Source organism: Candidatus Thiodiazotropha sp. AKAK3, assembly GCF_058244645.1.
Map to the genome: position 1 here is coordinate 90,609 of NZ_JBSYOQ010000071.1, position 17,308 is coordinate 107,916.

At 46.7% G+C, this 17,308-nt stretch carries 15 protein-coding genes; 9 read left to right on the forward strand and 6 right to left on the reverse strand.

Annotated features, from left to right (window positions below; genetic code table 11):
• Positions 1-54: 54 nt before the first annotated feature.
• Positions 55-672, reverse strand: coding sequence for a TetR/AcrR family transcriptional regulator (locus AC4IE7_RS19025; protein WP_490778451.1), 618 nt, complete (start codon positions 670-672; stop codon positions 55-57).
• Positions 673-973: 301 nt separating this feature from the next.
• Between AC4IE7_RS19025 and mtoX the strand changes: the two genes are divergently transcribed.
• The 4 genes from mtoX (at position 974) to AC4IE7_RS19045 (ending at position 5,834) form a co-directional block, all read left to right on the forward strand.
• Complete coding sequence (gene mtoX, locus AC4IE7_RS19030; RefSeq protein ID WP_490778452.1) at positions 974-2,362, forward strand: methanethiol oxidase; 1,389 nt, start codon at positions 974-976, stop codon at positions 2,360-2,362.
• Positions 2,363-2,456: 94 nt separating this feature from the next.
• On the forward strand, positions 2,457-4,415 hold the full coding sequence (locus AC4IE7_RS19035) for a cytochrome c peroxidase (protein WP_490778453.1): 1,959 nt from the start codon (positions 2,457-2,459) through the stop codon (positions 4,413-4,415).
• A 177-nt stretch (positions 4,416-4,592) separates the two neighbouring features.
• Positions 4,593-5,144, forward strand: coding sequence for an SCO family protein (locus tag AC4IE7_RS19040; RefSeq protein ID WP_490778454.1), 552 nt, complete (start codon positions 4,593-4,595; stop codon positions 5,142-5,144).
• Positions 5,145-5,258: 114 nt separating this feature from the next.
• Positions 5,259-5,834: a TlpA disulfide reductase family protein gene (locus AC4IE7_RS19045; protein ID WP_490778455.1), complete on the forward strand. Its 576-nt coding sequence runs from the start codon at positions 5,259-5,261 to the stop codon at positions 5,832-5,834.
• A 125-nt stretch (positions 5,835-5,959) separates the two neighbouring features.
• On the opposite strand, the gene greB is transcribed toward AC4IE7_RS19045, so the two are convergent.
• Positions 5,960-6,514: a transcription elongation factor GreB gene (gene greB / locus AC4IE7_RS19050; RefSeq protein ID WP_490778456.1), complete on the reverse strand. Its 555-nt coding sequence runs from the start codon at positions 6,512-6,514 to the stop codon at positions 5,960-5,962.
• Positions 6,515-6,681: 167 nt separating this feature from the next.
• Between greB and AC4IE7_RS19055 the strand changes: the two genes are divergently transcribed.
• From AC4IE7_RS19055 to AC4IE7_RS19070, 4 genes are all read left to right on the forward strand, one after another.
• The gene (locus AC4IE7_RS19055; RefSeq protein WP_490778457.1) at positions 6,682-9,276 is read left to right on the forward strand and encodes a S8 family serine peptidase; all 2,595 of its coding nucleotides are present in this window, start codon (positions 6,682-6,684) and stop codon (positions 9,274-9,276) included.
• Positions 9,277-9,343: 67 nt separating this feature from the next.
• On the forward strand, positions 9,344-9,781 hold the full coding sequence (locus AC4IE7_RS19060; protein WP_490778458.1) for a protease complex subunit PrcB family protein: 438 nt from the start codon (positions 9,344-9,346) through the stop codon (positions 9,779-9,781).
• A gap of 182 nt (positions 9,782-9,963) precedes the next feature.
• On the forward strand, positions 9,964-10,422 hold the full coding sequence (locus tag AC4IE7_RS19065; RefSeq protein WP_490778459.1) for a GNAT family N-acetyltransferase: 459 nt from the start codon (positions 9,964-9,966) through the stop codon (positions 10,420-10,422).
• Between the two features lie 190 nt (positions 10,423-10,612).
• Complete coding sequence (locus AC4IE7_RS19070; RefSeq protein WP_490778460.1) at positions 10,613-11,011, forward strand: hypothetical protein; 399 nt, start codon at positions 10,613-10,615, stop codon at positions 11,009-11,011.
• 505 nt (positions 11,012-11,516) lie between these two features.
• Here the strand turns inward: AC4IE7_RS19070 and AC4IE7_RS19075 are convergent.
• On the reverse strand, positions 11,517-12,983 hold the full coding sequence (locus AC4IE7_RS19075; RefSeq protein WP_490778461.1) for a GGDEF domain-containing protein: 1,467 nt from the start codon (positions 12,981-12,983) through the stop codon (positions 11,517-11,519).
• A 417-nt stretch (positions 12,984-13,400) separates the two neighbouring features.
• The gene (locus AC4IE7_RS19080; RefSeq protein WP_490778462.1) at positions 13,401-13,985 is read right to left on the reverse strand and encodes a DUF1521 domain-containing protein; all 585 of its coding nucleotides are present in this window, start codon (positions 13,983-13,985) and stop codon (positions 13,401-13,403) included.
• A gap of 23 nt (positions 13,986-14,008) precedes the next feature.
• On the opposite strand from AC4IE7_RS19080, the gene AC4IE7_RS19085 reads away from it, so the two are divergent.
• Complete coding sequence (locus tag AC4IE7_RS19085) at positions 14,009-14,227, forward strand: hypothetical protein (protein WP_490778463.1); 219 nt, start codon at positions 14,009-14,011, stop codon at positions 14,225-14,227.
• A 408-nt stretch (positions 14,228-14,635) separates the two neighbouring features.
• Here the strand turns inward: AC4IE7_RS19085 and AC4IE7_RS19090 are convergent, their stop codons facing one another.
• Positions 14,636-15,205 (reverse strand): hypothetical protein, encoded by a 570-nt coding sequence (locus tag AC4IE7_RS19090; RefSeq protein WP_490778464.1) that lies wholly within the window; start codon positions 15,203-15,205, stop codon positions 14,636-14,638.
• 89 nt (positions 15,206-15,294) lie between these two features.
• The gene (gene acs / locus AC4IE7_RS19095; RefSeq protein WP_490778465.1) at positions 15,295-17,241 is read right to left on the reverse strand and encodes an acetate--CoA ligase; all 1,947 of its coding nucleotides are present in this window, start codon (positions 17,239-17,241) and stop codon (positions 15,295-15,297) included.
• Positions 17,242-17,308 lie beyond the last annotated feature (67 nt).

Genomic DNA, 17,308 nt, shown 5'->3' on the forward strand with positions numbered 1-17,308 from the left:
TTGCCTCATAGGGCATGCTCATGGTGGCTGAGTAGTGTAGTAGGCGTCAGTCTGTCACGCCACACTCTCATGAATAGATGTCGGCATCATTCCTTGCCAAGTGCAGTCGATAAGCTCATCGTAGAGTGTGGGCAGAGGCACGCCAAGCACGCCATCCAGTCGTAAATGGATCAAACGGATAGCGCCACCGAAAACCGTAGAGGCGATAACCCAGGGGTCACCATCACGGATCTCCCCTGAATCTATTCCTTGCTGCACAATACTGCGCATTCTCTTAAAGGGAGTAGCACTGCAGATCGGGGGCTCATCCGGCAGGAACTCCTGATGCTTGGCATGCAGCACATAAGCGATGATATTTCGTTTTGTCTCTGTGTACTCAAAAAGGAGATAGATGATCCGATTACAGCTCTCCCGAAAGCCCAGTCCCTCAGCGATAACCTCTTCCACCAACTCCTCCATCTCTTTGATCAAATGGTAGTAGAGGGCTTTGGCAACCCCTTCTTTACCTCCAAAATGGTTGTAGATTGAGCCTATACTGACATTCGACTGTTTCTGGATGTCATGTATTGAGACGTTATGAAAGCCGCGTTCGACAAAGAGATCGAGTGCGGTACTCAGGATGCGACTGTCGACTGGTGCGTTAGCCGAGGGGGCTTTTTTTAAATGGAGCATACTGGTTTCCGGAAACTGAATATCTGATTGTCAGGGATTATACCCAGCATAGTATAATATTTGACAAGAATGAATATTCATTCTATTTTCTCTATAGCCGCTTACCTCACTGCCAGCTGTATCGCAGCAGGACTAAGGAGGGTCAAGACGGTTTTCATGCCGATAGATCTTCGGCAATCAACAGTATCGAGTAGTTTATGGACTGGGTGGATCTTTCTGCCACTCAAACATGGCCAACTGCAGTAGGAGGGCTGAGGTAGCGCGAAATAGTAAAAATATTAATACCACAGGAGGCCTAACTATGAGGCTGTTTAAAAATAAGCCCGCCAAATCCCTTGCCTTGGCATCCGCCCTGGCTCTGGCTACCACGCTGTTTGGTGCAATTCTCCCCGTACAAGCGGATGAAACCTGCCAATCACCCTATATGGCCAAAATTGTTGGCCAGGAAGATTTTGTCTACGTCTGGACCCTCGGTGTCGAAGGTTTGGGTGATGGGCAGGATAAGCTGGTGACGATTGACGTCAATCCAAAATCATCAAAATATGGAGAGGTGATAAATACGCTTTCCGTCGGTGGACGGAATGAAGCTCACCACTCAGGTTTTTCTGATGACAGACACTATCTCTGGGCGGGTGGTCTTGACACCAACAAGCTCTTTATTTTCGATGTCCATAGCGATCCGGCAAAACCAAAGTTACACAAGGTTGTCACCGACTTTGTAGAGAAAAGCGGAGGCGTTGTCGGCCCACATACAACCTATGCACTACCAGGTCGTATCATGATCACCGGTCTATCCAACAACAAGGACCACGGTGGTCGTACTGCGTTGGTGGAATATACCAATGAGGGGGAATATGTTGCGACACACTGGATGCCCACTGATCAGAATCTGCGGGGTGCGGAAAAAACCGGTAAATACGCAGATGGTTATAACTACGATTTACGTGTATTACCTCGACGGAACATCATGCTTACCTCCTCCTTCACGGGTTGGTCCAACTACATGATGGATTTTGGCAAGATGCTGCAGGATAAAGAGGCGATGAAGCGTTTTGGCAATACAGTGGTGTTGTGGGATTTACACAGCAAGAAACCGAAAAAAGTGTTTGATGTTCCAGGTGCGCCCCTGGAGATACGTTGTGCCTGGCAACCAAACAATAACTGGTGTGTGACAACCACTGCACTGACTTCAAAAATCTGGTTGATCTATGAAGATGAGCAGGGTGAATGGCAGTCCAAGGCTGTGGCAGATATAGGTGATGCTTCTAAAGTACCCTTGCCTGTGGATATATCCATCAGTTCTGATGACAGTCGACTCTGGGTCAACACTTTCATGGACGGCAAGACCCGTCTCTTCGATATGAGTAATCCACATCAGCCGAAGCAGGTTTATGAGAAGGTGATTGGACGTCAGGTCAACATGGCATCGTCCAGTTGGGATAGCACCCGTATCTACTATACTTCTTCTCTATTGGCAAACTGGGATAAGAAGGGTGGGGACAACGATCAGTACTTCAAGAGCTATGTCTGGGACGGCAGCAAGCTGGTAGAGAAGTTTGCAATAGACTTCAATGAACTGAAATTGGGTCGGGCTCACCAGATGCGTTTTGGTGCTTACTCACTGTATGGTGCAGTCAGGCCAGAGGATAAGGATCTCTCTGTAGCCGCACTGGAATCGATTAGTAAGTAACACTTGGCACTTATGGATCTCTAACTGACATTCGGAGGATAACAATCCTGGTCTGGCATATGCCAGCCAGGATTGTTAGTGCCTTGGAGTCTCTATGTACCGTTTGCTTATCCCTTTGCTTTCAATTACTGCAGTACTGGTCTCTACGGTAGCTGCTGAATCAGTGAACCAGCCATCTGATTATGCGCCTGGCTATGGTGAGCTGGGCTACTCCCTGCCAGATGTAGGCAGCTATACACTACCTTCCCTGGGTGATGCTGCTAATGGCGAGGTGGTCATTAGCAGTGGGGAACGTAAGAACCTTTATGATCTCTTTGGCAGTCAATATGTACTGCTTGCTTTTATCTACAGTACCTGTAGCGATCTCAACGGATGCCCTCTCACATCTCATGTTTTTTATAAGATCAAATCGGCAATGAAAAGGGATAGGGTATTAGCCAATGAATTGAAATTGATCAGTCTTAGTTTTGACCCTGAAGTCGATACACCAGCGGTGATGAAACTCTATAGTAATAATTTTCGATATGCTGGTAGTGCTGGAGAGTGGCAGTTCATAACAACCGATTCACACCAACAATTACAGCCCATATTGGAGTCATACAATCAGGTGATTCTACGGGAGGTCGACAGTAGTGGAAAAACAAGCGTTGGTTACAGCCACGTTTTACGGGTGTTTCTTATCGACCCGGAAAAGAAGATACGCAATATCTACAGTGTCGATTTCCTCCATCACGACCTGATCATTAATGATCTGAAGACACTTATTCATCAGCAACAGGGTGAGAAGAAAAATTTTAAGGTTGCACTAAATCTGGATCAGCCTTCGCAGCTCTCGAAACCTGGCGATGATAAACAGGGATATGAGACAGAGAACTATGTTACTCGTTCCCTTGATCTGGAGTTGAGACAGGGGGAGGCAGCTGATCTGATCGCCATAGCTGAAAAGCCACCACTGGGACTGCCACCCGTGCCGGTGCCGACAGATAATCCGCTATCAAGAGAGAAAATCGAGCTTGGAAGAAAACTATTCTACGATCGTAGATTGTCGTTAAACGACACCTTCTCCTGCGCTATGTGCCATGTGCCTGAACAAGGATTCACCAGTAATGAACTGGCCATGGCAGTTGGTATCGAAGGTCGAAGTGTGCGCCGCAATTCACCTACCATTTACAATGCTGCCTATGCTTCACTTCTTTTTCACGATGGACGTGAAGAGAGTTTAGAGCAGCAGGTTTGGGGCCCACTACTGGCTAAAAATGAGATGGGTAATCCTTCAGTTGGACAGGTGTTGAGTAAGATACGTCAGATCAAAGGGTACCAGGGTCTTTTTGAGCGGGCTTTCGATGGTAAGGGGGTTTCGATGGAGACTTTGGGTATGGCGCTGGCCAGTTATCAGAGAACTCTGATTTCAGGAGATTCTCCATTCGACCGTTGGTATTACGGAAGAGATGAAGTGGCAATACCAACACCAGCAAAACGGGGCTTTGCACTCTTTACCAGCAAAGCAGGCTGTGCTTCCTGCCACCTGATAGGAGATAGCTTCGCTCTCTTTTTTGATGATCAGATGCACAATACCGGTATTGGTTTTCGGGAGTCGATGGGTATCTTTCCTGAGAAAGAACGGGTAACGATTGCTCCCGGTGTGACACTCGATATAGATCGTTCTGTGATCGAATCTGTGGGGGAGAAGCCACCCACAGATGTGGGTCAATATGAGGTGACTGAGAATCCTTACGACCGCTGGAAATACAAGACACCCAGTCTGCGCAACATAGCACTGACTGCACCCTATATGCACAACGGATCACTCAGCACATTGAAGGATGTGGTTGATTTCTATGACTTGGGTGGTGTGCCAAATGAACTGTTGGATCCATTGATCAGGCCGCTGGGCCTGACTGAATTGGAGAAGGAGGATCTAGTTGTCTTCTTGCAGTCCCTGACAGGCAGCAATGTGGATACTCTGGTAGCCGATGCATTTGCTGCTCCCATTGGCGATGTGGGTAAGGGCGATCCCAGTTGGGTGCATGGTACTGAAGTCGAAGTGCAATAGATGGTGAAGCGAGGAAATGTCTGAAAAGTCATGAATCAATATCGTGCTACCAAGATAGACTGCTTTTACTTTTCTGGTTTTCGCCATGGCGGTTCATTAAACAGAAACCGCAGTTTAATGAATCGCTGTTTGTCCGTTCCTCTGTATGTTTCAGACTCATTTAAAGTGTCCCTGAATATGAAGCGACTAACTCTGATCCTTTTCTTCATACTGGCTGTAACAACGGCAACAGTCAGTAGCGAGGAGATAGGTGGTGATTTCAGTTTGACTGACCATAACAATACAACTTTTAAACTTGATCAACTGAAAGGTAAGCTGGTACTGCTTTTTTTCGGCTATACCTATTGTCCTGATATTTGTCCCACCGAACTGGCGAATCTGGCTATGGTTTTCGATGGCTTGAAGTCTCAGGCAGATCGAGTGCAAGGCTTGTTTATCTCACTGGACCCTGAACGAGATACTCCTGAGGTGTTGCATAACTACGTGGATTACTTCAGTGATGGACTGCTCGGCTTAACTGGAAGCAAAGATGAAGTGGCCAAAGTGGCCCGACAATATCGTGTTCAATATCAGCGCCATGAAAAGAAGGGGGGAGGTTATAGTATTGACCATTCAGCAAACCTCTACGTGATAAACGGTGAAGGAAGACTCACTGCTGTAGTGCCTTATGGCATGCCGCCAGAGCATGTACTGGATCTGGTTCAGGGCATGTTGGCAGAGGAGGGGTGAGATATTTAATCAAAGTCATGTCACAAAACCTGCTTGGAAATTGTATTACTTTCGATGCTGTTTTTCGGGTTCGACCAATTGGGCTGTCTGGTTTCTGACTGTGGGAACTCTGCTATGAACTTAAGTTTGAGACCTGCTTACCGCCTCGGGTACAGTCGTTCCAGCCTGGCTTGGTCGATCCTGTTTTTATTTATATTGTGGCTATCACTCCCGAAAGCGATTTCAGCAGATCAAAGGCTTTTGTCTGAAGCGAAGCCGCTCCTCGCACTACCTTTTAGATTGAAAGACCTTGAAGGAGAGTTTCACCAGCTCCATGACTATCGGGGCAGGGTTGTTATCGTCAACTTCTGGGCGAGTTGGTGTCATCCTTGTAGAAACGAGTTACCCTCAATGAATCGAGCCTGGGATCGATTAAAGTCTAAAAGCGTCGCTATGTTGGCAATAAATCTTGGAGAGGAGGCAGAGGCAGTTAATGCATTTCTAAACGACTACCCCATCGATTTTCAAGTGCTTTTGGACTACCAGGGACGCATCAGTCAACGCTGGGGGGTAAGAGGGATGCCCACCACCTTTGTGTTGAATCGTCGAGGGAAAATTATATACAAGGTGGTTGGTGAAAGGGAGTGGGATGATCCTGTCATACATAAACAGATAGAGGGCCTCTTAAGCAGAGATGGTATTTCATACTGAACTGGGCGTAGAGCCAGAGGGCACAAGCAATTAACAGAGGTGCCCTTAAACTAACTATTCAGCGTTGATTTACAATCTTTTTGGTCTGAATCTTTTACAAAGGTGCTGGGTTTTTCATGATTAATTCAGGGTAGCTCATACCGTACATCCACAATCCAGTATCGGGTTATGCCTGCTGGTGTCTCAACCTCTATCTGGTCGTCAAGAGTGCGCTTGAGCAAAACCTGGGCAAGAGGTGAATCAAGACTGATATTTTTGGGGTCACTGTCTAACTCATCCGGCCCAACAATTCGATACTCCCGCACATCTCCGTCCTCCGTTTCAAGTTGTACCCAGGCTGCGAAAAAGACCTGATCTGGATTTGATGGAGGTTGATTAACGACCTTTAGAATAGGAATCCTCTTCTGTAAATATCTGATGCGATAGTCAATTTCGCGCAACTCTTTCTTACGATAGATATATTCAGCATTCTCAGATCGGTCACCTTCTGCTGCAGCTGCAGCGAGTGCTTTGGTCACATCCCGTCGACGAATCCATAAGTCATGCGCCTCCTGCTTGAGGGTCTCATAGCCGGATTCGGTGATATAAGGCGATTTGGGGGGTGATGGAGGTCTGTAGCGTCCCATAATGGAGCGGTATTGTGGCTTTGTGAAAGGATTATTACCAGTAACAGAATCCAAATCCAGCATTTCATGGTGATTTAGGCTAGTCTCTTAATTCTAATTAACAGCTCATTTAAAGAAGTATAATCCTTAAAATTAGTTAAATATCACCGTTGAAAAGGTTTTCGATTACTCTAGAATCATCTGAACGCGGTGAAACTAAGATTTCTTAAAGGGAGATTGGTGTGAATAGGCTCAAGTTTGCTGAAAAACTAACAAAAATAATATTGACCTTATTCTTTGCAGGCATTATCGCTGCCTGTGGAGGTGGTGGTGGTGGTGATGATGGGGGAGACGATGGTGATGGTGGCGGTGATGGGTCACAAACAGGTAGTGGCAGCGTTAGTGGCCGCTTAACGGTGCCTTCATATGTGGTCACCGATAGTGATGTGAATGACACTGAAACCTCATCGGTTGCAAATCATCCTGCCAATAATGCTCAAACTGTCCCAAATCCTGTGAATATTGGAGGCTACGTCAATGTGGCTGGCGCAGGTGATTCTGGTAACTCCTTTAGTGCTGGAGACCGGGATGACTATTTTCTGGTCGATATGTCCGCTGGACAGACCCTGTTGCTGAATATTGGTGATATAGGTACTGCTGGTGTGGATCTGGACCTCTATCTCTATGACTCCAATGGTGCATTGGTTGATCGTTCAATCGGTACCTCCCAATTTGAGTCATTGATAGTACCTAGCGATGGACAGTATTACGTCAATGTCTACGCTTTCAGTGGCGCCTCCAACTATCTGTTGTCTCTGGGCTTAACCCCATCTTCTGCATTGCCACCAGGTGCGTTGCGGATGTCAGATCAGTTTGTCCCTGGAGAGGTAATAGTCAAATTTGATACTGACTCATTTCAGGCTAAATCCCAGGATCCTACACTGAATCAGTTCAATTTCCAGCAGACACCAGGTAATGGTGCCGGTGTTCAATTGCTGACTATCAACGAACAGTATGCAAAGGTTGCTGCACGCACTGACACCAGTGTTCCCCTGAGCGATGATGAGCAGCTCAAGCTTGATACATTGATGGCGATCAAATCCCTCTCCAGTCGTGGTGATGTGGTCTATGCTCAACCAAACTATATCTATCAACCCAGCGCGGTGCCAAACGACCAGTACTACAACTATCAGTGGCACTATCCTCAGATCAACCTGCCTCAAGCCTGGGATATAACAACAGGTGATAACAGTGTTATCGTTTCGGTTATCGATACAGGTGTGTTGTTGAGTCATCCTGATCTCGCAGGTCAACTGGTGGCTGGTTATGATTTCATCTCAAGTACCGATATCTCTGGAGATGGAGATGGTATCGATAACAATCCTGATGATGTGGGTGATGCGGTTCAAGGTGGCAGCTCTTCATTTCACGGCTCCCATGTGGCAGGAACGATTGCAGCCGCAAGTAATAATTCCAATGGTGTTGCAGGGGTGGCCTGGGGCGCCAGAATTATGCCGATCCGTGTACTGGGCAAGGGTGGTGGAACCTCCTACGATATCACCCAAGGGATTCTCTATTCTGCCGGTCTGACCAACGACTCGGGTACACTGCCTGCGCAAAGAGCAGATATCATCAACATGAGTCTTGGGGGCGGTTCTCCCGATCAGGCAACACTTAACGCCGTTACAGCAGCGCGCAGTGCAGGCGTGATTATAATTGCTGCAGCAGGGAACGAGAATACCTCACAACTCTCCTATCCTGCTTCATACGACGGTGTGGTGTCAGTCAGTGCCGTTGATTTGAATCGTGAAAGGGCGCCTTATTCCAATTTTGGTAGTGCGATCGATGTTGCAGCGCCTGGCGGTGATACCCAAGCTGACCTAAATGGTGATGGACGACCTGATGGCGTACTGAGTACTGCCGCTGATGACTCATCCGGAACTATTGAGTTCAGTTATAACTTCTATAACGGCACCTCGATGGCTGCACCACATGTGGCTGGCGTGGCCGCACTTATGCAATCGGTCTATTCCGGCCTGACACCAGCTGAATTCGACAGTATGCTCTCGGCAGGTGACTTGACGAATGATATCGGTAATACCGGACGGGATGATCTCTATGGTCATGGTCTGATTGATGCCTATAAGGCCGTGCAAGCTGCACAGCAGAGAGGAGGGGGCAATACCCCCACAGATCCAACCCTGAGCGTGAGCCCACAGAATCTGAACTTCTCAAATACACTTCAATCATCGACGCTATACATTGAAGAGGTTGGAGGCACTGTCGGCACTGTGCAGGTGACCGAGAATATCAGTTGGCTGTCAGTAGCACCCAATCAGGTCAATGCATCGGGCATGGGTAGCTATACAGTCACTGTCGATCGAACTGGTCTGACTCCTGCCACCTATAGCGGAACCTTTCAGGTATCAGCTGGTACCTCCAGTGCAAATGTAGAAGTTATCATGCAGGTAACGGATACCTCTATTGCAGGGAATGCTGGCCGTCATTATGTGTTGCTTGTCAATAATGCAACGGGTGCTGCTGTTCAGCAGGATGCTGTGAATACCAATACTGGGACTGCTAGTTATAGCTTCAGTAGTGTGCCGTCAGGTGACTATGTTGTTGTCGCTGGATCGGACATGGATATGGATAACCTGATTTGTGATGCCGGTGAATCCTGCGGTGCCTACTCGACGCTTTCACAACCCGTTGTGATCACAGTTGGCTCAGGCGCTGTCAGTGGTCTCGACTTTTCAACATCTTATGAGTATCAAACGCCCAGCTCACTCTCTACAGAAGGTGTGCAGGAATTGATGGTCTATCCACGTTTGGATTAAGTGAGGTATTAGTATGAAAAATCTTAACCCATTAAAATGGCTTGGCCTATGTTCACTGTGTATTGTTATGAGTGCATGTAATACTGTTTCAAATTCTGTTTCAGTTGTTGAAGATGGTGCTTGCAGTCAGAATCAGGCGGCTGGTATGCACCTGGTCAAAGGTCCTTCGATCAAAAACACTGGTGGGGGCGTTATTTTGAGTAGCAAGTCCCTTGACCCAAAGGATGATGAGAAGAGTGACGATGATTCATTCTGGTTAGTGAGAGTGGATATGGGGCAACAACCCAGTGGCGGATATGGTTTAAAGTTGATGTCTGACAAATTGGCAATCAAGGATCAGACAGCTAGTTTTGCACTGCAATGGGCCAAACCTGAAGCCGGTTCGGTTCAAATGCAGATGCTGACATACCCTTGTCTCTATCTAAAGGTTGCTAAGGGAGACTACGCTCGTTTGGAAGTCGTAGACGAAGAGGGGACAGTAAAACTCGGCCTGGATCTTCCTTAACCAGCGCGTAGATACTGACGGCACATTGGATGTGCCGTCAGTACAATTTAGATTTACACCATTGAACCGCATTAAACCTGTTTTAGATGTTTTTTAGAACAGAGATAAACTACTCACCAACTACTCTGCGTCCCCATTCATTGTGCTATCAATTTAAATCTCCTTAACTCAGCGGTTAGCAGATGACCAATTCAAAGTGCTATTCAATTCGTTACGCTATGATCTCAGATCTTGCGAAAATGGCGAAACTTCTTGAACAACTTTTCTCAATTGAGGAGGATTTTGAAGTTGATTCTGCCAAGCAGATAGCTGGCCTGGAACTGCTTATGGAATCAGAGAATGCTCAGCTGTTTGTTGTTGAAGATGTCAAAAAAGTAGTCGTTGCTATGGCAAGCCTGCAGATGGTCGTTTCCACTGCCGAAGGTGGACTAGTGGCGTGGCTTGAGGATGTTGTTGTTGATGAGTCTCATCGTGGGCAGGGGATAGGACATTCTCTACTAAAGCATATTAGGGAGTGGGCTGAGGCTAGAGAGATTAAAAGGCTGCAATTGGTGGCCGATAGGGGTAATCAACCTGCCCTGAATTTCTACTCTCAGCAGAATTGGCTAAAAACAAAATTAGTGGTATTTAGACAAAAGTAAAAAAACGTTATCTATTGCACAACTGTCAATAGTTGTTGATAATTGTTTTTTTGCAGGGATGCACTCTGTTTTGATTTACGGATTTCGACCCAATTCTGATCTTAAGAGCACAAGCAGTTAATAGAGGTGCCCTTAAGAATTGGCCAGGAATATTTCAATCCAGACTACTAGGGACTCTAAAGGTAGTGGTATGTTATTAAAAAATGCTCATGTGGACTTGAATGCCCCTCACCCAGCCGCATTATGGGTTGAGCGTGTCTCGTTGGATCCACTCCAGGTTGATTGTATAACCGCACAAATGTTGGCCATCCTCGATAATCATTGCAAGCTGGGTCTGGAAGATCAGTTGGCTGTGATGGCTATCTACTCTGTTGTAAAAGATCGCCCTGGATTGATTTTTGGTGGGGATGTCCATCAGACGATTGAAAAGGCCAGGTTACAACGAGATAATCAAATGGTTCAAAAAGTACGTGATCTTCGATTGAATGCTGAACGACGTGTTCCAAAACAGGTTATGAGCCACTTCCAACGTTTTCTCGCAGAATCGCTGAGTGGGTTCAGCGATTTTTCCGGCTCTATGAATGCCTGATATGTGAGAGCTTCCAAACTGTTCCTGGATTGAATGGTTTATGGGCCGATATTATTCGCTAAACTCTACTGTTCTCCCAAAAAATGGTGATCAACAGTAGCAGCCAAAATGTTTGCCCATACTTGGGTACAAATACCTTGAGGTTAATCTAGATGGCCAACACTTATTTGATGGTTATATGGAAGAGATCACTGTTTGAGACATGAAAAAGCATCGTAAAGCAAGAGGGTCACGGCTAGAAAAAACTTACAAGTCATCAGTATCTTAAATAGGTGTGGAGAGAAACTCCCCTCTCCCCTCGCGGGAGAGGGGGGAGAATGAACGCCCTATTTTTTCCAAACAATCAGCAAGATAAATATGAACGATCAATGCAGTTTTTCTCTTTCAACGATATGAAACGCTTCGCGTACACCCTCTCCCCAACCCCTCTCCCGTAAAGGGAGAGGGGCTTTCAGAGTTGTTCTGAGAAGATTGAAAGTTAATGGGGCAGCAGTGGGAAGAGATACTACTTTTTGAACTCGGTTTCCGACAATACAACCTGATTACGCCCACTTTCCTTAGCCTTATAGAGTGCGAGATCTGCAGCTCTTATCAGTGCGGATTTATCTACTAATACGCCATCCATAAAGGAAACGCCGAATGAGGCAGTGATTTGTGGTAAGGGTTTGCCATCATGGATGAGTTTTAACTCCCCTATCTGTCGGCATATTTTATCTGCCCGTGAAATAACGGCTTCCTTAGTGGTGTCGGGCATGATGATGATGAACTCTTCGCCGCCATAGCGACAGACAATGTCGCTTGTTCGTACACTATTTTTGAATAATTTTGCAAACTCTAGGAGTACAACATCTCCGACATCATGACCAAAATTGTCATTAATCGATTTAAAATGATCCGCATCACACATAATGATGCCAAGACCACTTTTTGCTCTTGCGCAACGATGTATCTCCCGCTCAAGACTCTCTTCCATGTGTCGGCGGTTGAATAGATGTGTTAAAGGATCCCGGACCGATTGTGATTGCAGGGCTTCACGTAATTTTAAGCTCACCAGGGAGAGGGCCAAATTATCCGCTGTGATTTTTATAAGCCGTTTTCTGGAATTTATGTAGTGCTCTTTTTCCTCATCAGTGGATTCGTCAGAGGATTTGAATTCAATATGAAGCATACCCAACATATCACCTTGGGCAATAATGGGTTCACAAATGTAATTATTTACACCTTCACCAACGTGTTTGCAACGCAGGCGCTCATCGTTGTGCAAAATAACATGCTCTTTACCCTGTCGCAGTGACCAGCAGTCATCAGGCACAATAATGGGTGAACTCATTAGTTCAATATTTCCCCAGGTTGCTTTGGATTCGACGAGTGACTTTTTATCGTTAAAAAGGTAGAGGGCACCAGCGCAATCAGGGAATATTTGTTCTGAATAGTAGGAAACAATAGGGTAGGTCTCTTCAGTTGTGCGACATACTTGTAAATATGAGTTCAGTTGGTTTATGAGATGCATCTCATAATTGTATTGAGTTAACTCTTTATGAGATTTAATCAGCTGGTCTTCTGATGATTTTTGCTCAGAGATGTCGGTTGATGAGCCTACAAAACCTGAAAACTTACCTTGATCGTTGATATAAGGAATGCCGCGGTCAATGAAATATCGATATTTGCCATCGCGCCTTCTGAGTCGATACTCCATGCTAAAGGGCTTATAAGCAATAAACGCATCTTCAAATACAGTCAGACAGTAATCTCTGTCATCAGGGTGAAGCGCATTAAACCAAGCATCGCCACCTAACTTTTCAACTTTGTCACGGCCAATGAAGTTCTTGTATTGGTTACTTGTGAAAATGACATTGCCACTGGTATCAGTAAGCCAGAGAGAGACGGGGGCATCTTCAGCAAGTGTTTGAAAGTTAATTTCTTCAAGTGTTATTGCAGGAGTTGTGGGCTTGGTATCTTTTATGTCGGTCATAGTGTTCAGCTTAATTGTTCAACTTATTCAGAAAGACTAAGCGATATTGGGATGCTCTCCGATAATAGCATTGTTTAATAAAGATTTGTTTCCTTAATTTAAAGGGATCGTAATCATTAGTGCAAACAGGCCCTAGTAGAATGCTTAGCGATAGTGGCCAGGAAAATTGGTTAATTACTAATAATTTTCCAAGTTTCTGCCACAGATTCCCATAGTCATGAATCTGATATCCACATGCCGTCGATTGGTATCTGGAAAGTGGTTAGCAATTTAGGTCAGGTGATATCCAATGATCAACAAATTCATCGGATGTGGAAAATAGAAGGGGGCTTAGGATACGTCGAAAACATTGACGTATCCTAAGTAGATCAAAGGATGACTTGAACTGGTTGTTCAAGTCACAGGAGGCATTGAATTTTAACGATCCCAATTCCAGTTCATGAAACCAGATGTCAGAAACAGACCGAGTGCGCGGCCAAAATCCTGGCAGAACTCATAGGGTTTCTCAGCGCCAGGCTTGGTAACATCAAACTCCTCTTGAGTTACCTGTTCACCTGTTTCAGGATTAATCCAACCCTCTCCATCACCATTTTCTTGAACCACGAAGCCATCGGTGACCAACATATCCATCAGGTATCCACCACGGTTGCTCTGGTTGATCTCCATGTCACCCTTTTCATTCTGGCTCAGTCCAGTTACCTGGATCACTTTGTCGCCTTTAGTAATGGTTATGTCATTGGCAACATACATCTCATTGTTTTTGAACTTTTCAGTATCAATGGTGATTTTAGTGCCGTCTTCCAGTTGAAATGTTGATTTCTCCCAGAAGTTAACGTCTGTTTTTCCATCACCATTCCAGTCAACATGAGGGTCACCCCAAATGTTTGTCTCTTCTCCTGTCTCCTTGTTTTTGATGATGATCTGAGATTTATTCTCGTTTAACACCAGTTCATACTTATCGCCAAGGTCAATGGTGGCTTTACCATCGCATTGCTGCGTCACAGTCCACTCCTGGTCTACAGGACATGGCTCGGGAGGACAAGGCTCTGGCGCTGGTTCAGGAGGGCATGGCTCTGGCGCTGGTTCAGGAGGACAAGGCTCCGGTGCTGGCTCAGGAGGACAAGGCTCTGGTGCTGGTTCAGGCGGACAAGGCTCTGGTGCTGGTTCAGGCGGACAAGGCTCTGGAGGTGCTGGCTCTTGAGGACAGGGCGCTGGCCCTGGCTCATGAGGACATGGCGGGGTAGGCCCAGGAGGGCATGGAAATGGTAATGGTAATTGAGGCATGTGTGGATGTGGCAGAAAGTGACCTCCAGGCCTTCCACCAGGTAGTTGAGGCATATGTGGCCTTGGCATTGGAAGCTGGCTACAGCGTATTTTGAATAGAGATGGCAGGGAACATTTGGCGGATCCACTCTTTGTCGACAGGGGGTTGAGAGCCGCGCTCACGATTCCATTCATCGAGGGTAATGAGGTCATATCCACACTCCTTGTTGGTTAGGAAACATAAAAAATATGCGCCTAATTGAACATTTCTAACTCATACCAACAAGCTGGGAATTTCCCTATTAGAGTTAACCCTAGTAGACCGTTGGCTGAATTCGGTAACACTCAGCCGGTTATCAGAGGCTTCTTAAGTCACTGAGTCGGTTGTCTTAAGGGTTGCTGGGTAGCATCGAGAAGGGGAGCCACATCAAAGAGGCCTCCTCATTCGTTTCCAGGCTGTCCTTCAAAATCACATGTCCATTATCAGTTGTCCAGTGCAGGACAGAGGGTCGGTTCTCAGTAGTTTGAGGGGTGACGCTATTGGGTACAGGATTACCCATTTGTTGCCAAAGCTGCTGCTTCAGATGTTCGTGGTACTCTCTTCTATAGCCGATTTTTACGCCATTGACCCACTTGTCATGGAAGAAGACCGTAATGAACTGGGCTGGAATTCCATTGAATATCCCGATGCGTGAGGCGCAAAGTCTGTTGCCAAATGGGCCGACTTCATCCTGACATTGCCATGTTATATCTGGAAAGACTTGCATGAATTCGCTTTCTGTCACCTGATTGTCAAGGGCTTGCAGATTTAACTTGATTTCATCTTCGCCCCATAGTGAGAGAACTACTGTATCCGTACGGCGTTGACCATCTTCGGTGAATACCAACCAAAAAATAGGCCCAATAACAGCAACAAATGCCAGTAAGCGCTTATATAACGGTGGCAGTTTTAAATTCATGAGGTTTTTTGCTCAGTCAAGGAAATCTTGACAGTGGGGTGGGAAAAGAGGGCAGCGTTTAACTGCTGCCCTCCATTTAGTCTACCTGCTTACTTGTTTTCTCTGTTATCTATCAGGTTGTCGACTACAGATGGATCAGCCAGGGTAGAGGTATCACCAAGGGTATCCAGTTCATTGGCTGCAATCTTACGCAATATACGACGCATGATCTTCCCAGAGCGGGTTTTTGGTAATCCTGGCGACCACTGAATCAGATTGACCTTTGCGATGGGGCCAATTTCAGAACGTACCGTTTTAACCAGTTCGGTTTTCAGTTCATCAGTGCCTTCTATACCCGCCATGAGGGTGACGTAGGCGTAGATGCCTTGACCGGTAAGGTCGTGGGGATAACCCACCACAGCTGCTTCAGCGACCGAATCATGTAATACCAGGGCTGACTCAATTTCAGCAGTACCCAGACGATGGCCGGAGACGTTCAGAACATCATCCACCCGACCGGTGATCCAGTAGTAGCCATCCTCATCACGGCGAGCGCCGTCACCGGTGAAGTAGTAGCCTGGATACATGGCGAAATAGGTTTCAAAAAATCGCTTATGGTCGCCATACACAGTCCGCATCATGGAGGGCCATGGATGCTTGATAGCCAGGTTGCCTTCAGCTGGGTTGCCTTCAATCTCAATGCCTTGATCATCCAGCAATACAGGGTCAACACCGAAGAATGGGCGTGTTGCCGATCCCGGTTTTAGTGGTGTCGCACCTGGCAGCGGGGTCAGCATATGAGCTCCGGTTTCAGTCTGCCACCATGTGTCCACGATTGGGCAACGCTCGTCACCGACTACTCGGTAGTACCACTCCCAGGCTTCAGGATTGATTGGTTCACCTACAGTACCGAGCAGACGTAAGCTGTTTCGGCTGGTTTTCTTCACCGGTTCTTCACCTGCGCCCATAAGAGAGCGGATTGCGGTAGGCGCGGTATAGAAGGTGGCTACATTATGTTTGTCACAGACCTGCCAGAAGCGAGAGATATCCGGGTAGGTAGGAATGCCCTCAAACATCAGTGTTATCGCACCATTGGTAAGGGGGCCATAGACGATATAGGTATGGCCAGTTACCCAACCCACATCAGCGGTACACCAGTAGACTTCGCCATCTTTGTAGTCGAATACCAGCTTATGAGTCATTGCCGCTTGTAGCAGGTAGCCGCCAGTGGAGTGGAGTACGCCTTTGGGTTTTCCCGTAGAGCCAGAGGTATAGAGAATGAACAATGGGTCATCGGCATCCATCTCTTCGGCTGGGCAATCGTCAGATGCGTCGGCCATCGCCTCGTGATACCAGACATCACGATCGTTGTCCCACTCAACCGGGTCACCACCACGTTGAACCACGATGCAGGTATGAACATTGGGGCATTGAGCCACTGATTTGTCGGCATTGGCCTTTAGTGGCACTTTCTTGCCGCCGCGCATGGATTGATCCGATGTGATTACGACCTTACAGTTTGAGTCAAGGATACGATCACGCAGTGCATCTGGAGAGAAACCACCGAAAACTATGGAGTGAACAGCACCGATGCGGGTACAGGCCAACATGGCTACCGCCGCCTCAGGGATCATTGGGAGATAGAGGGAGACCCGGTCTCCTTTCTCGACCCCACGGGATTTCAGGACGTTTGAAAATTTACAAACCTCCTGATGCAGCTCGCGATAGGTGATATTGCGCGATTCATCTGGATTATCTCCTTCCCAAATGATGGCAACCTGGTCTCCCCGGCTCTCCAGATGGCGATCGAGACAGTTGTAAGAGACATTCAGCTTTGCACCCTTGAACCACTCAATATGCAGATCGTCTTTACCGAAGCTCCAGTCCAGCGCTTTATCCCACTTTTTGAACCAGCTGATGTATTGATCAGCTTGTTCTGACCAGAATCCTTCTGGATCTTTTATGGACTGCTCGTACATCTCTTTATATTGGGCCTCGTTGACGTTGGCCTGTGCTGCAAAATCAGCCGGTACGGGGTAGACCTTGTTTTCAGACATTGATTTCTCCTCAATGGTGGTTTTTCGTTATCAACTGCCGGGTTGGCCAAAGCTTACTATTTAAAAC

What these genes read in the sequence shown, in the direction of transcription:
- AC4IE7_RS19025 (WP_490778451.1), bottom strand. Translation starts at nt 672, where the DNA reads ATGCTCCATTTAAAAAAAGCCCCCTCGGCTAACGCACCAGTCGACAGT.
- mtoX (WP_490778452.1), top strand. Translation starts at nt 974, where the DNA reads ATGAGGCTGTTTAAAAATAAGCCCGCCAAATCCCTTGCCTTGGCATCC.
- AC4IE7_RS19035 (WP_490778453.1), top strand. Translation starts at nt 2,457, where the DNA reads ATGTACCGTTTGCTTATCCCTTTGCTTTCAATTACTGCAGTACTGGTC.
- AC4IE7_RS19040 (WP_490778454.1), top strand. Translation starts at nt 4,593, where the DNA reads ATGAAGCGACTAACTCTGATCCTTTTCTTCATACTGGCTGTAACAACG.
- AC4IE7_RS19045 (WP_490778455.1), top strand. Translation starts at nt 5,259, where the DNA reads ATGAACTTAAGTTTGAGACCTGCTTACCGCCTCGGGTACAGTCGTTCC.
- AC4IE7_RS19060 (WP_490778458.1), top strand. Translation starts at nt 9,344, where the DNA reads ATGAGTGCATGTAATACTGTTTCAAATTCTGTTTCAGTTGTTGAAGAT.
- AC4IE7_RS19065 (WP_490778459.1), top strand. Translation starts at nt 9,964, where the DNA reads ATGACCAATTCAAAGTGCTATTCAATTCGTTACGCTATGATCTCAGAT.
- AC4IE7_RS19070 (WP_490778460.1), top strand. Translation starts at nt 10,613, where the DNA reads ATGTTATTAAAAAATGCTCATGTGGACTTGAATGCCCCTCACCCAGCC.
- AC4IE7_RS19075 (WP_490778461.1), bottom strand. Translation starts at nt 12,983, where the DNA reads ATGACCGACATAAAAGATACCAAGCCCACAACTCCTGCAATAACACTT.
- AC4IE7_RS19085 (WP_490778463.1), top strand. Translation starts at nt 14,009, where the DNA reads ATGGCTCGGGAGGACAAGGCTCTGGCGCTGGTTCAGGAGGGCATGGCT.
- AC4IE7_RS19090 (WP_490778464.1), bottom strand. Translation starts at nt 15,205, where the DNA reads ATGAATTTAAAACTGCCACCGTTATATAAGCGCTTACTGGCATTTGTT.
- acs (WP_490778465.1), bottom strand. Translation starts at nt 17,241, where the DNA reads ATGTCTGAAAACAAGGTCTACCCCGTACCGGCTGATTTTGCAGCACAG.